Source organism: Verrucomicrobiota bacterium (genome assembly GCA_027622555.1).
Lineage (GTDB): Bacteria > Verrucomicrobiota > Verrucomicrobiia > Opitutales > UBA2995 > UBA2995.
In genome coordinates, this window is sequence record JAQBYJ010000028.1 from 30,081 (window position 1) to 43,569 (window position 13,489).

At 45.7% G+C, this 13,489-nt stretch carries 15 protein-coding genes; 6 read left to right on the forward strand and 9 right to left on the reverse strand.

Going from position 1 to position 13,489, the window contains the following annotated elements:
- Nucleotides 1-96: 96 nt before the first annotated feature.
- The 3 genes from O3C43_09530 to O3C43_09540 are packed head-to-tail and all read right to left on the reverse strand — an operon-like array spanning nucleotide 97 to nucleotide 1,671.
- Nucleotides 97-738, reverse strand: coding sequence for a hypothetical protein (locus O3C43_09530; GenBank protein ID MDA1066730.1), 642 nt, complete (start codon nucleotides 736-738; stop codon nucleotides 97-99).
- 2 nt (nucleotides 739-740) lie between these two features.
- Nucleotides 741-1,037, reverse strand: coding sequence for a zinc ribbon domain-containing protein (locus O3C43_09535; protein MDA1066731.1), 297 nt, complete (start codon nucleotides 1,035-1,037; stop codon nucleotides 741-743).
- A gap of 46 nt (nucleotides 1,038-1,083) precedes the next feature.
- Nucleotides 1,084-1,671 (reverse strand): DUF4013 domain-containing protein, encoded by a 588-nt coding sequence (locus tag O3C43_09540; GenBank protein MDA1066732.1) that lies wholly within the window; start codon nucleotides 1,669-1,671, stop codon nucleotides 1,084-1,086.
- 36 nt (nucleotides 1,672-1,707) lie between these two features.
- Here O3C43_09540 and O3C43_09545 point away from each other — a divergent pair, with 36 nt between their 5' ends.
- Nucleotides 1,708-2,586 (forward strand): polyprenyl synthetase family protein, encoded by an 879-nt coding sequence (locus tag O3C43_09545; protein ID MDA1066733.1) that lies wholly within the window; start codon nucleotides 1,708-1,710, stop codon nucleotides 2,584-2,586.
- Between the two features lie 14 nt (nucleotides 2,587-2,600).
- On the opposite strand, the gene O3C43_09550 is transcribed toward O3C43_09545, so the two are convergent.
- Entirely contained in the window at nucleotides 2,601-3,998 is a 1,398-nt protein-coding gene (locus tag O3C43_09550) for a DUF839 domain-containing protein (GenBank protein MDA1066734.1), read from the reverse strand.
- 153 nt (nucleotides 3,999-4,151) lie between these two features.
- Here O3C43_09550 and O3C43_09555 point away from each other — a divergent pair, with 153 nt between their 5' ends.
- Both O3C43_09555 and O3C43_09560 read left to right on the forward strand, forming a co-directional pair.
- A complete protein-coding gene (locus O3C43_09555; GenBank protein MDA1066735.1) occupies nucleotides 4,152-4,631 on the forward strand; it encodes a DUF456 family protein in 480 nt (159 codons plus the stop codon).
- Nucleotides 4,632-4,655: 24 nt separating this feature from the next.
- Nucleotides 4,656-5,093 carry a hypothetical protein gene (locus O3C43_09560; GenBank protein MDA1066736.1) on the forward strand — a complete coding sequence of 146 codons (438 nt, stop codon included), beginning with the start codon at nucleotides 4,656-4,658 and terminating at the stop codon, nucleotides 5,091-5,093.
- Here the strand turns inward: O3C43_09560 and O3C43_09565 are convergent.
- The gene (locus O3C43_09565; GenBank protein ID MDA1066737.1) at nucleotides 5,090-5,737 is read right to left on the reverse strand and encodes a DUF445 family protein; all 648 of its coding nucleotides are present in this window, start codon (nucleotides 5,735-5,737) and stop codon (nucleotides 5,090-5,092) included. The genes O3C43_09560 and O3C43_09565 overlap by 4 nt on opposite strands.
- Before the next feature lie 81 nt (nucleotides 5,738-5,818).
- Here O3C43_09565 and O3C43_09570 point away from each other — a divergent pair, with 81 nt between their 5' ends.
- The gene (locus O3C43_09570) at nucleotides 5,819-6,478 is read left to right on the forward strand and encodes a YceH family protein (GenBank protein MDA1066738.1); all 660 of its coding nucleotides are present in this window, start codon (nucleotides 5,819-5,821) and stop codon (nucleotides 6,476-6,478) included.
- An 18-nt stretch (nucleotides 6,479-6,496) separates the two neighbouring features.
- On the opposite strand, the gene O3C43_09575 is transcribed toward O3C43_09570, so the two are convergent.
- The 4 genes from O3C43_09575 to O3C43_09590 form a co-directional block, all read right to left on the reverse strand.
- The gene (locus O3C43_09575; protein MDA1066739.1) at nucleotides 6,497-7,741 is read right to left on the reverse strand and encodes a mechanosensitive ion channel; all 1,245 of its coding nucleotides are present in this window, start codon (nucleotides 7,739-7,741) and stop codon (nucleotides 6,497-6,499) included.
- A gap of 103 nt (nucleotides 7,742-7,844) precedes the next feature.
- Nucleotides 7,845-8,987 carry a radical SAM family heme chaperone HemW gene (gene hemW, locus O3C43_09580; GenBank protein MDA1066740.1) on the reverse strand — a complete coding sequence of 381 codons (1,143 nt, stop codon included), beginning with the start codon at nucleotides 8,985-8,987 and terminating at the stop codon, nucleotides 7,845-7,847.
- Nucleotides 8,987-9,883 carry an endonuclease/exonuclease/phosphatase family protein gene (locus O3C43_09585; GenBank protein MDA1066741.1) on the reverse strand — a complete coding sequence of 299 codons (897 nt, stop codon included), beginning with the start codon at nucleotides 9,881-9,883 and terminating at the stop codon, nucleotides 8,987-8,989. Before O3C43_09585 ends, hemW begins: the two co-directional genes overlap by 1 nt.
- 6 nt (nucleotides 9,884-9,889) lie before the next feature.
- Nucleotides 9,890-11,137 (reverse strand): M48 family metallopeptidase, encoded by a 1,248-nt coding sequence (locus O3C43_09590; protein MDA1066742.1) that lies wholly within the window; start codon nucleotides 11,135-11,137, stop codon nucleotides 9,890-9,892.
- A 116-nt stretch (nucleotides 11,138-11,253) separates the two neighbouring features.
- Between O3C43_09590 and xseB the strand changes: the two genes are divergently transcribed.
- Nucleotides 11,254-11,490 (forward strand): exodeoxyribonuclease VII small subunit, encoded by a 237-nt coding sequence (gene xseB, locus O3C43_09595; protein ID MDA1066743.1) that lies wholly within the window; start codon nucleotides 11,254-11,256, stop codon nucleotides 11,488-11,490.
- 46 nt (nucleotides 11,491-11,536) lie between these two features.
- Entirely contained in the window at nucleotides 11,537-13,483 is a 1,947-nt protein-coding gene (gene dxs / locus O3C43_09600) for a 1-deoxy-D-xylulose-5-phosphate synthase (protein ID MDA1066744.1), read from the forward strand.
- Nucleotides 13,484-13,489: the final 6 nt, after the last annotated feature.

Genomic DNA, 13,489 nt, shown 5'->3' on the forward strand with positions numbered 1-13,489 from the left:
CGGACTTTTGGTTCTCAGCCCCTTTCAAGGAACTGGTAAATAACGAAAAACTGCAGAGTAACAAACCCGCAATCTTCAGCCCATGAGGTAGCTGCCTTACTTTTTGGCCGTAAGGATTAATTGTGACTCGTGCACATTTGCTGTTTCGATGGAAGACCACAAAGATTGAAATTCTTCATCCATTTTGTACCCGGCAGCTATTCGGTTCCAAACCAAATTTTTAACAAGATTGGGTAGTCGCAAAGAACCAACATAAAGCTTATTGGGTATTACTTCATAAGAGTCTTCAGACTCAGCAACGGTACCCTCCATCGAAATGGTCACGATTCTTGTCCAACTTCCGAATCCGCCATCTGCCTGGGTCGAGGCCAGGAGCTTGTCTTCATCGAGTCGGAAAATCGGTTTCTGCGGCTCCAAATAAAGAGTTGGTTTTTCATCAGGATATTCCGTCGAAAACGAGGAAGCCCAACGATTTAAGTCTGTTTCGAGGAAAACAACCTCTTCCTTACCTTGTTGAAAGTCGATGGCTTTTAGCTTCCAGGAATCGCCGCCACCTGTTCGTCCTTTCAGAACATAATGATAGCCTGGCTTCACTTCATCGGGCATTTCAACTACTTCCTTAACAGGAAGGGTAATTAAATAGGTAGCTCCCACAAAACAACCCAAGGCCAACCCAAATAAGGCACCCAGGATAAGTTTTAATGTTGGGGATAGTTCGGAGGACTTTTCAAATGACATAGCTATTTTTCAGATGTTGAGGTCGAACTACCTCCACCTGAATCGCTACTCCCATCTTTTTTAGGACTTTCCCCCGCATCTTTTTTAGGCTCAGAAGCTGAAGAATCTTTTTTAGGCGTTTTATAGTCGGTTTCATAGAAACCAGTTCCTTTGAAGATAATTCCGGCACCTGTTCCAATTTTGCGTTTGAGAGAAGGTTCTTCACAAGTTGGGCATTGCGTGAGTGGACTGTCGTTCATTGACTGGAAGAACTCAAAATCCCCTCTACACGAAGTGCACACGTAATCGTAATTTGGCATAATTCTTATTAGATTTTTTACCTGAATTTCTAAAGATCACAGGAACTTACATGTTCCCATACTCAATAGCGCGGTAAAGTGATGTGAAATAAACCAGGATTACAAGACTTATGATAAAGAGTACGAGCACCGATAATGAGCCAAGAATCCAGAGGATTCCGCAGTAGCCAAGTAATGGCAAAAGCCCATAGCTTACTGTCCGCATATAAACTTTCAGAAGCAATGGCAGATCCATCGCATCCTTAAAAGACTCAAAATTTTGGTAGCGATACAGACTGGATGAAAAAAGCTGAATACCAATCGGCACGCTGATCATAAACGCAATTTGTCCAAGCTCATGTGAAACCACACCAACCATTATCGAGACGAAAAACCCGATGAACATTGGTATACCAAGCCAGACAATAGCCAAAACCAGAAACTTAAGACCGTCGATAAACAGGTCTTTCCAGCGGTCCCAATCCGAATATATGAATGGAGCTCCAGACTTGACCAAAGCCGTGGTCCGGTAAAGGTATCCCAATGCAAAGATATTCACAACCGGGATCAGCATTACCAAGCTGCCAATTAATAGTTTGGGCCAACACCCAGAGGTTTTAAACACCTTACGCCATACTTGTTCGACTGAAACCATAATACTTCTTTTCTAATTTTCGGGATTTTTATCGATATGGATTTTAAAGCAACGCTTAACAATTATCAAATACGCGTTGAACAAGGTATTAACATTTGGACGCCTTCCAAGGAAACAAAGCCAGCCCACTTGCACTCAGCCATGCGATACAGCCTGGAGGCTGGAGGTAAACGACTAAGGCCCGTATTGGTCATAGCAACAGCCGAATTATTCGAAACCTCAGAGGATCCCCTACCAGCTGCCATCGCCCTGGAATGCATCCACACCTATTCGCTAATTCACGATGACCTTCCGAGTATTGATGATAGCGATCTTCGTAGAGGAAAGCCTACTTGTCATAAAGCCTTCGATGAACCAACTGCTTTGCTTGCGGGAGATGCCTTACTCACACTGGCATTTGAAATAATTGCCAGGTCATACAACGACTCCGCTATTTTAGCCAAGGATCTCATTCTAGACCTTAGCACCGCCGCGGGAAGCCAACGACTTATCGGTGGTCAAATGGAGGACATTTTAGGTGAAAAATCTGACTATACCGCGGATCAACTCGACTATATCCATTTGAATAAAACTGCTGCTCTTATAACCGTAGCAATGACTATGGGTGCCAGGCTGGGAAACGGATCTGAAAAGGAGCTTGGCACTATTAAAAACATAGGTCGCCACGTCGGCCTGGCTTTTCAAATTACAGACGATATTCTGGACGCAACTTCGGATAATGAAACCCTGGGGAAACCAACACGGGCTGACGAGGAGCATGAAAAAACAACCTACGTAAAACTCTATGGTCTGGAAGGAGCGCGCAATCAAGCAAAGGCGCATACAGCGTCCGCTTCGAATCTATGCGCTGAATTGAACCGCGAGACAGAATTTCTCGAGGCTTTAATTCAATACCTGGAACATCGAATAAGCTAAATAATTCGATTATTTTACAACCAGCCAAACGGACCTGTTATAGCCAGAGTGAGTCCGGCTTTCTGGATGTTGACAAAGACGATTTTTCCGTCAGGGGAATGACAAGCCCCGGCAAACTCAGTTGGGGCAAAGGCATTCCTTGCCAATTTGAACCACTCACCCTTGGGAGTTACTCCTACCAGAAAGTTATCCCCGTTTCCGTCTTCGCAAAGCAATAAACCACCATCGGGTGTAACATCGAGATTGTCGCACATTTCAACGATTTCGCCGTTGTTAGGTTCCAGATAGAGCTCCAACTTACCGGGCATTTCTTTTTCCTTATCGGTACCTTCATAAGGACTGGGAGTATAAGCAAATACCTGGCCCTTCAACACCTTCCCTCCATTGGTGCAAACCCAGAAAACTCTTTTATCTGAATAGTACATACCCTCGCCACGGGCAAAACGTGCAGCTCCAGCTTCGAACCCACGGTAACGCAAATCATCGAGCGGGGCTTCAGGATTATCCAGGTCAATCCAATCAACTCCATAGGATTGACCCAATTGAAATTCCTTCGTCGAAAGGTCCTTCCAATTGCGGGTATCACAACCTGGCCAACTCCTGACCGCCAGTGCTTGGAGCCTCCCACCTTTTTGCAGTTTACCAGGCTCGTTGGGGATAAAACGATAAATCAATCCATCACCTCGATCTTCGGTTTGGTAAACAACGCCCGATTTGGGATCAACCGCGATGGCTTCGTGATTAAAACGTCCCATGTCCTTCAACGCAATTGGCTCAGCAAGCTTTGGTCGCATGGTAGCGGGGACTTCAAAATTATAGCCGTGATCTTTTTCAATTCCATCTCCGGCAAGACGAACCGTTTCCTCGCAGGTGACCCAGGAATTCCAGGGTGTTAGTCCTCCGGCACAATTTCTATGCGTGCCAGCCAGGCTGAGAAACTGTTTTTCAACTCTACGTCGCTTAGGGTCGTAGACCAAAGTGGTTGTTCCACCCAAGCCTGGTTGCTCTCCGTAGCCATAGTCGTAGAACTTCTTTTTATCTACCTTGTTAAGTAATTCATTCTTAACCCCAAAAGGACTGGCGATCCCTTGATCAGGATTCGATTCGTGGTTGCACACGAGAATGATTCGACCTCTATCTCCAGCAAAGGCAGCCATGCCATCGTGATTTCCCGGAGTGACAAGCCCATCGCTCATAGTGCGACCAACTCTGGACAGAACCTGGTAATCAAATCCTTCAGGTAAATCGAGCACATTGGCCGGATCTTTAATTAAAGGTCCGTAAGCTTTTGAAATAGGTAGAGCCTCGGATGCATTCAAAACACTGGTAGCCTTTTGCATGGTCAAAAAACCGGCAGAAACGATCCCGGCAGATTTTAAGAATGACCGGCGACTTCTTAGGGGAATTTTCATAGTAAAAAGATTGTTGCGACTTGTTTGAAAGCCTGCGGGTTTAATTTTGACAGGTAAAGCCATTTACTGCGCTGAAACCTGATTGTTTCATTTATGGATTGGTGGTCATCGTTTATATCCCAGGCTGGCGATTGGTGGGGGGCTTCCCTACCTTTGCTGGCACTTATTGTGCTAGTTGGTTTTTTTATGACCGGGCTCATCGGTTGTATTCTGCCAGTGGTTCCCGGACCGGCAATTGTGTGGATCGGCATGGTCATTCATAAAATCTGGGTGCCGGAAGCGTCGGCGCATTGGATGTTAATCCTGATTGCCGGTGTATTTGTTGGGATTACCTTTTTGATGGACTATGTCCTAACTATTCTCGGTGCGAAAAAATTTGGTGCATCAAGGAAGGGAGCTGTTGGAGCACTAGTAGGTGGATTTGTGGGATTTATTATCCCCCCATTCCTTATCTGGCTTATTATTGGTCCATTTGTTGGCGCTTTGATTGGAGAATTATTGGACGGTCAAAACCTTCAGCAAGCGAGTCGTGTTGGCTGGGGCAGCTTTCTTGGGACGATTGCGGCATATGTTTCTAAACTTACCATTTGTTTTTTGATTATTGCTGCTTTTATGGTGAACACTGTTTTTTAATCATTTTCATAAAACTATAAAAACATGGCTAAAGTAGACACCGAGCTTCTCAAACTGATCCTAACACGCAACGAACTCGATATTCGAGTGGTTGCCCGTATTATGGACGACATCGAAACTGAAATAAGAAATCAGGTAGATGAGGATAAACCGCCCATGGTCAAAAAGCAGTGGTGCATCATGATCTCTGATCCGGTGGGATCGTTGCAGGGCAAGGACCACACCGGATGGATTGTTCAGATTCCCGAGGACGATTCGCCAGCCACCACTCAGGAGCGGATCATAAACGCAGCATATGATTACAATGCTTCCCCGAAAGGCCGAAGGATTCCGGTACAGACAATTGGTGAAGCCTGCGAGGTAGTACCTGCGAGATTCTTCAAGGAGCAAAACGCTTGGGTAAAAACCAAGGTTCCAGTCTTGATGCTGACGACGGACAATAAGATTCCAAAAGACGCTTAAATAGCCACGTGACCAGTCATCCAGAGCAACAATAGCTGGATCAAACCTATCACAAATCCTAACACACCACCGAGGAGCTCGATACTGCGAAACTCCTTCGCGGCTATCTTATGTACCAATCGTTCGAGGTCATCCAAATTGAGTGCCTTGATACGATCTTCCACCAATTTCTTGACGTGGACTCTCTGCTCCAAATCACTGGCGACTTGATCAATGAAAGGTGCGGCGTGAGTATCGATCTCCGACTTGGCCATCTCTGTAAATTGTGCTACGAGCGAGTCATTAAGAAACCCGCCGATAAAAGGCATAGATCTCAGTTTCTCGACCAAAGCTTTACCTACCAGTTCATCAATAAACTTGTGAAAATGCGGCGTAAAATCCATCTCACGCAAAGAGGCGGACAGCAGATGCTTTTGCAGAATCTCCTGCTCGATTATCTCGCCGGTTTGTTCAGCGATTTCTTTTTGCCGCTTGGGAATCAGGCCTTGCCATTTGTAACCCAGTATATTCACCCGATTCTTGGGGTGAAATAACATCCACACAGCCACCTTGTTGGTAAACCAACCAATGAGAGCGGTAATAAACGGAAGTGAAAAAACGACCAGGTTATCCATAAGAGAAGCTGTCTTAAATGTATAATTCAACCAGGGCGCGAGCAGAAAAAACTTGAGAGAAAATAGCTTGTTTTGACAGCCATCAAAAAGTCTGAACGCTAACCACCTGTTATGAATCTTGAGCTAACCCCCAATGAATGCCGCGTCCTCGGTTGTATGATTGAGAAATCCATCACAACTCCAGAGAACTATCCCCTTTCTCTCAACAGCCTGGTCAACGCTTGTAACCAGAAATCAAACCGATCTCCAATCCTTGATCTCGACGAATCAGAAGTTCTCGATGCATTGGACGAATTGCGAGTCCAGCACCTCTGCTTCAGGGTCGATACAACCGGGTCCCGTGTGCCAAAGTTCAAATATACGGTCCCTGAAAAATGGGAGTTTTCCGCCCGACACCTCTCCATTATCTGCGAGTTGCTCATTCGTGGACCTCAAACGCCCGGTGAATTGCGAACAAGGGGTGAACGGATGCATGCCTTCCTGGATTTAAACGAAGTAGAATCCACTCTCGAACACCTTCAAGAACACGAAGAAGGTCCATTTATCCTGAAGCTGCCCGTGCTTCCCGGAAAAAAAGAGGCACGCTATGCCCAGTTGTTGGGAGGTGAAATTGAGATTTCTGAAATTCAAGAGGCTGCTCCAGTCGTCATCCAATCAGGACCTTCGCGAAACGAACGAGTCGACCAACTGGAACAACAAGTCACCGAGTTAAAATCAGAAGTTGAAGGATTAAAAGCTGCTTTTGCCCGGTTCAAAGAGCAATTTGAGTAATACCTTGGGGCCTGGTATTTATTTCCCGATCAGCTCCAAGTCCTTACCGCTTGGCTTTTGAAAAACCTTCAATTGAAATTGCGGAATCACGGCAAGCAGGTGATCAAATATATCGGCCTGAATATCTTCATAGACGGCCCATCGGGTATCTTTGGTAAACACATAGATTTCAATGGGTAGACCTTCAGAGTTTGGTTGAAGCTGTCTAACCAACAAAGTCATATTCTGGTGGACCTGTTCGTGGTTTCTAAGGTAGGCGAGACAATAGGCTCGAAAGGTGCCAATGTTAGTCAGGTGACGACCATTAATCAGTTCGTTCATATCCGCCTGTCTCGAACTGTTGTGTTCGTGCACTTCAGCGACCCTTTTATCAAGGTACGGTTTCAAAAGCTCAAACCGCTTGAATTTTTCCATGAGTTCGTCATCGGCAAACCGGACGCTATTCATATCTATATTCAATGAACGCTTGACTCGACGACCACCCGCTTCCGACATGCCACGCCAGTTCTTAAATGAATCGGATATCAGATTATATGTCGGAATAGTGGTGATAGTCTTATCCCAGTTCTGGATTTTTACGGTGGTTAAGGTTACATCGATAACATCTCCGTCGGCACCGCTTTTTGGCATTTCAATCCAGTCGCCTACTTGAACCATGTTGTTTACCGAGATTTGAATACCAGCTACAAATCCAAGTATCGCATCTTTAAACACCAATAAAAGTACGGCGGTAACCGCACCTAAGCCTGAGAAAAAATAGATCGGAGATTTCCCAAACGCGATTGAAAGAATGATGATGATACCAATCAGGTAGATCACCAACTTGACCGCCTGAAGAAATCCTTTAAGAGGAACACGCTTGGCCTTATCGGAACGATTATAAAGGTCGAGGACCGCATTCAGAAAGGAATCGATCACCCAAATAAATATGAGGATCAGGTAAATATTGACCCCCATCCTGAGCGCCTGGACAAATTTTTCATTGTCCGCGAAAAAGAACGGTGCCAACCAATTGATCGCAATGGCAGGAACGAAGTGTGAAAGCCTGATGAGGACGTTATGGTCAATAAGCACATCATCCCAGGAGATCTTACTCCGGCGAATAATAGCGATCACTGTCCTTACTATTATTTGCTTTGCGATCAGGTTCAGAACAAAGGCCACGAGGACAATAACAAGAATTCCCGCGACAATCATAACCACATCAATTTGACCTTGTGGAATTCCTGTTTTCAGCAACCAATTTTCAAAGCTCTCTATCATAATAAATAAAATTTAAACGAGGAAGTCAGGAGACAATTCTTGTTGCAAGGGAATTGAGGAAATCAAAACTGCACATAGAAAAGAGCTCCCATTCCGAAAAAACTTACCCAGCCAGCTCAAGAATCTCGACCGCAATCCTATCTGCAAGTAACTTTCCCTGAAGAGTGAGTTGAATGCTGTCTTCGTCATTTCCGTCGGCGAGCCCGTCGGATTTTAAATCGAAAAAGAAAGGTTTGAACGTGTCGAGTGACGCACCGGGGAAACGAGCTTCGATCTCCTTAAGTGAGATGCCCTGCCCTGTTCTAAGTCCAAATATTAAGGAGTCCTCGATTAAATTCGAATCTGTGAGAATTTGAACTTCGCCACGATCTTCAGCAGCGATAGCTGTTTGGTTTAACCAGAGATTCAAATCGGCAGGATTGCTGTAACGAAGATTGTTATACTGGGATGCAGCAGAAGGGCCGACTCCGATCCATTCCTTCATTTTCCAGGTATTGAGATTATGAAGACAAGCATATCCAGGCTTACTGAAATTGCTGATTTCGTAATGATCGTAACCCGCATCGCTAAGAAGTTCCCAAGTGAGTTCGTAGAGGTCAGCGTCTTTCTCAAGGTCCTGTTTTATTTTGCCCTGAGAAAGTTTCACCCAAAGCGCAGTGTCTTCTTCAAACGTAAGACAGTAGGTGGAAAGATGCTCAGGATCGAGTCGACAAGCTTCAGACAAATCTTGTTTTAAATCCTCAGCCGATTGACCAGGAAGGGCGATCATCAAGTCCAGATTTACGTTAGCGAATCCCGCTTCGCGAATCCAGTCATAGGCTTGATAAATTTGATTCGGTCGATGCAAACGACCTAGTCCTTCCAGAAAGCGATCCTGAAAACTCTGAACTCCCATCGATATACGATTCACCCCGAGATCTCGAAGCACTTTGAGTTTATCCGGCTTGACTGTGCTTGGAGCCATTTCAACGGTCCATTCGAGCGGAGGTTGCCCCGCGGTCTTCAGGACCAATTCTCCCAGGCGTCGAAGATCGGAAGCCGGAAGCAAGCTCGGGGTTCCCCCACCCCAGAAAATGGTGTCTATGGGACGGTCGATATTTACCCAGGCTAGTTCTTTTTCCATTCCATCGAGATAACGGTCCAGCTCCTTTCGCTGAGGTTTTTCTTGATAGAAAGCACAGAAATCGCAGGTACTTGCACAAAAGGGCACATGACAATATAGACCTAACCCTGTTTCGCGTGTCATCAATTTGCCCCTTCCCAATGGAGATCGATCCACACGAGGCGATGGTCACTCGCATCCAAATACCCTGGTCCATCATAGACATGAGCGTGGTTTCCGATGACTGCGGCAGGGAAATCAGGGCTTTTTAATATGTAGTCAATTCGCGTATAAGTATCTTCAGCTTCATAATAATGAGTCCAACGATCTCCTCGAGAATCAACCGCATCTACCATGGCAGCCACCTCATTTTTCCCGCGATATTGAAGGAGGCGAATCGGCGGGGTTGATTTAGTGTCGTTGAGATCACCCACTATAAGAAACGGAAGTTCATCCCGCTTTTGGAGCTCTAGTATCCGACCGCGACATGCCAATGCTTCCGATCGTCTCCGATCGTTCGAATGAGGGTCTTCGTCGTAGTCCGACCATTTACTTTTTAGATGCAGGCCGAAGAGCTTCCATTTAATTCCGTTCGTTTGAAAAACCACTTCCATCATGCCACGTTTAACCGGAATATCACTTTTGAAATAGGAAAAATTCATGTCGGCGTGAGAGACAAGATCAATTGGCTTTATCCGACTCAACAATGCCACATGCCTCTCTTCATCGGAACCTTTCGCTACATACTGGTAAGGGTATTCAATCCCCGCTTCCTTGAGATCGGCTTGGAGTTCCTTTAAATATGGCTCAGTACCCATTTCCTGAATAACCAAAACATCTGGATGAACAGAGAGGATGACGGAACGTAATGCTGCTTTCTCTTTTTCCGTCTTTGGGAATCCAGGACGATAACGGCTGTCGACCCAGCGATCCACTTCAAGGTAATTGCGAACGTTGTAGGTAGCCACCCGAATTACTTCCGCCTTTAAGCTATAAGGGCCAAGGCATAACAAAATAAAAGACAGCGCCGTACGAGCCATCAGGAATCAAGTTTCACCCTTCATGGCCGACTCCCTCTCAAGAAGAGTTGGGTGAGAATAATAAAACGCACTGTAGATGGGATGCGGAGTAAGGTTACTCAGGTTCTTCTCGTTCAGCTTACGCAAAGCTCCAATTAGTGAATGATACTCACCCATAGCATCCCGGGCAAAAGCATCGGCCTCGTATTCGTGTTTTCGAGATAATATACTGAACACCGGGGTTAACCAGGAAGTGATCAATCCACTCATGATCGAAAACAAAAGAAAGGCAGGAGCGATACTCGCAACTCCTTCGAATCCGAAACCGGCGTAGAACCAGGAACTCTTGGCCAGGAAGGCGATCGCCCAAAACGCAAGCAACATTCCCGCCGCAGACATGGCTACCATCTTAGGCACATGACCACGTTTGTAATGACCTATTTCGTGAGCAAGCACGGCTTTGAGCTCATTCGTTTCGAGCTGCTCCATCAAGGTATCGAACAATACAATGCGGCGAAATTTTCCGAATCCTGTGAAAAATGCGTTGGAGTGTCCTGAACGTTTACTGCCATCCATCACTTCAATCGTTTTGGCGGCGAACCCGGAACTATCTGAAAGGTCCATGAGCTGATCCTTAAGTTCGCCAGGTTCCAAGGGCTCAAGCTTGTTAAACAGAGGCATGATCAACTTGGGATAAAGCACCATCATGGCCAATTGGAAAACAAAGATAACCACAAATCCCCAGATCCACCAATGGGAACCAAGCCAATCAACTAATTTCAACAACAAGCATATTAAAGGATAACCGATTACAAAACCGATGAGCGTACCTTTCACTTTGTCCGAGATCCATAAGCCGAGTGTGCTTTTGTTGAATCCATATTTTTCTTCCAATTTAAAGGTGCTGTACCAGTCAAATGGCATATCAGGTATACTTAATACCAAGGTTACTACTACCAGGTAGCCAGCTTGAGCCCAAAGCGAAGCACCCCAGAAACCTTCGAGCACGTGCCACATCCAGGGCAAAAATCCGCCGAGAATGACCAGAGCCAGAATGATGCTTCCATATAAAGAAGTAATAATGCTAAAACGCGTTTTCTCCAAAGAATATGCCACACTTTTGGCGTAAGTTTCCTCCTCCATAACTCCTGCATAGGCATCGGGTATTTTCCCGGCGTTGGCGCGAATATTGCGCGCGTTAAGCAGGTCTAAAACAAGTGATTTTACACTGTTGAGGATTAGCAGAAGGAGAAAGGTTGTCAGTAGCCAATGCATTGAATGAAAAGTGAGCGTTTTAGGCGACCCCTGGACGTAGCGCAAGTTTTCAAATTCTCTAAAAAGAATTGAAGGATAACATTGAAAAGAAGAAAGGAACTCTCACTGTGGAAAAAGTGAGTAAAACAAAAAAGGATCAGTCCTTTGAGGAAGCATTGAAAGACCTCGAGGCCATAATTGAAGAATTGGAAACGGGAGATGTACCCCTCTCCGAACTGGTAGACCAATATGAAAAAGGCACACATCTCTTAAAAACCTGCCATGAGCGCTTGAATGAAGCCGAATTGAAAATCGAAAAGCTGAGGGAAAAATCCGACCAACCGGTCTTCGAAAACTTTGACCCCGACGAATAAGAAGCTTTCATACGAGCTTTTAGATTCCCCTCAACCAAACCAACGAATGTCCCAATCCGAAGAAAAACCATTACTGCCGACCCTAAAAGGCCCTGCTGATGTTAAAGCACTGGCGAAGAATCAACTGGAGCAATTGGCCCAGGAAATTCGTGACCTAATTATCGAAGTGACTGCAGCGAATGGGGGGCACATCGGACCAAATCTGGGGGTCGTCGAGCTAACCATCATGTTACACCGTGTTTTCAACAGCCCGGAGGACCCGTTTGTATTTGATGTAGCTCATCAAGGCTACGTACATAAGTTACTTACCGGTCGACAAGGTGCAGCATTTGAAAAACTCCGCCAAACTGGAGGACTGAGTGGATTTTTAAATCGCGCTGAGAGTGAATACGACAGTTACGGGGCTGGCCATGCGGGCACTGCTCTTTCAGCTGCATTGGGTATGGCAACTGCTCGGGACCTCAATGGCACCGATGAAAATGTGGTCGCGGTAATAGGTGATGCGACACTGACTTGTGGAATCGCCCTGGAAGCGTTGAACAACATCGTTCAATCCACCAAAAAGATGGTGGTGATCCTAAACGACAATGAATGGTCTATCGCTAAAAACGTTGGAGCCATTTCGAAGTATCTGGGGGAGCTGATCACCAACCCGACCTACAACCGTTTGCACCACGACCTGGAAGGATTCTTGAAAAAGATTCCGGGCGGAGATTCTCTGATCCAACTAGGAGGAAAGATGAAAAAAGAAGCCAAGGACTTCTTTGTACCTTCATCTCTGTTTGAGAAACTGGGGCTGCGTTACCTGGGTCCGATCGATGGTCACGACTTTGATCTTTTAAAGAAATACCTGGAATTTGCCCGAACCTCTCCCGAGTCAGTGCTGCTGCACGTAATAACTCAAAAAGGTCGAGGATATGATATAGCCATAAATCAACCCGAGCGCTTTCACGGGGCAAGTCCGTTTGATCCTGAAACCGGCAAATCTCTTCCTTCAAAGCCCAATTCTCCGCCTAACTATCAAAATGTCTTTGGTGAACATTTGAGCAAACTGGCCAGGAAAGATAAGGACATTATCGGCATCACAGCTGCGATGCCTTCCGGAACAGGGCTAAACATTTTTCAGAAAGAGCTACCGGGACAATTTTTTGATGTCGGAATTGCCGAAGAACATGCGGTGTTGTTTGCCGCCGGATTGGCAACAAAAGGGAAAAAACCCGTCGTTGCTATTTACTCCACATTCCTACAACGAGCCTACGATCCTATTATCCACGATGTCTGCCTACAAAATCTTCCCGTTGTTTTTTGTATGGATCGTGCGGGACTTTCTCCGAATGATGGGCCGACACACCACGGCCTGTTTGATTTATCCTACCTTCGCTGTGTTCCCAACGCGGTAATCATGCAGCCAAAAGATGAAGACGAACAAGTGGATATGCTTTATTCTGCAATCAAATACGAACGACCCACCTTTATTCGGTGGCCTAGAGGAGCAGCCATAGGGACCCCAATTAAGAGTCAACCGGCCATGGTTGAAATGGGGAAAGCTGAGATAATTCGAGAAGGCGCAGATATTCAATTATGGGCACTCGGTCCTTGGGTAGAAGACTGCAAACGATTGGCCCCCGTTATAGCAGAAACTTTCAATGTTAGTGTCGGAGTTGTGAATGCGCGCTTTGCAAAACCACTTGATCAGTCGCTACTCGAGATACAAAGCAAGCGAGCACAGATGATTGTGACCTTTGAAGACAACGTGATTCAAGGCGGATTCGGAAGCGGCGTCCTCGAAGCAATCAACGAATTAAATATTAAGACGTCCGTTCTTAGAATCGGTTGGCCTGATAATTTTGTCGAACACGGTTCATCAGTGAATCAGCTCAGATTGGAAAACGGACTGGATGATGCATCGATATTAGGCAAAATTGAAGACCGTATCAGGAAGCTTTTAGGGATTACCCGCACAAATACTATAAGCTCAGCTGGTAGAGACTAATTCACA

Coding starts and splice junctions, on each gene's coding strand:
- O3C43_09535 (MDA1066731.1), bottom strand. CDS start 1,037: ATGCCAAATTACGATTACGTGTGCACTTCGTGTAGAGGGGATTTTGAG.
- hemW (MDA1066740.1), bottom strand. CDS start 8,987: ATGACACGCGAAACAGGGTTAGGTCTATATTGTCATGTGCCCTTTTGT.
- O3C43_09570 (MDA1066738.1), top strand. CDS start 5,819: ATGAATCTTGAGCTAACCCCCAATGAATGCCGCGTCCTCGGTTGTATG.
- dxs (MDA1066744.1), top strand. CDS start 11,537: ATGTCCCAATCCGAAGAAAAACCATTACTGCCGACCCTAAAAGGCCCT.
- O3C43_09575 (MDA1066739.1), bottom strand. CDS start 7,741: ATGATAGAGAGCTTTGAAAATTGGTTGCTGAAAACAGGAATTCCACAA.
- O3C43_09590 (MDA1066742.1), bottom strand. CDS start 11,137: ATGCATTGGCTACTGACAACCTTTCTCCTTCTGCTAATCCTCAACAGT.
- O3C43_09545 (MDA1066733.1), top strand. CDS start 1,708: ATGGATTTTAAAGCAACGCTTAACAATTATCAAATACGCGTTGAACAA.
- O3C43_09560 (MDA1066736.1), top strand. CDS start 4,656: ATGGCTAAAGTAGACACCGAGCTTCTCAAACTGATCCTAACACGCAAC.
- O3C43_09585 (MDA1066741.1), bottom strand. CDS start 9,883: ATGGCTCGTACGGCGCTGTCTTTTATTTTGTTATGCCTTGGCCCTTAT.
- O3C43_09540 (MDA1066732.1), bottom strand. CDS start 1,671: ATGGTTTCAGTCGAACAAGTATGGCGTAAGGTGTTTAAAACCTCTGGG.
- O3C43_09550 (MDA1066734.1), bottom strand. CDS start 3,998: ATGAAAATTCCCCTAAGAAGTCGCCGGTCATTCTTAAAATCTGCCGGG.
- O3C43_09530 (MDA1066730.1), bottom strand. CDS start 738: ATGTCATTTGAAAAGTCCTCCGAACTATCCCCAACATTAAAACTTATC.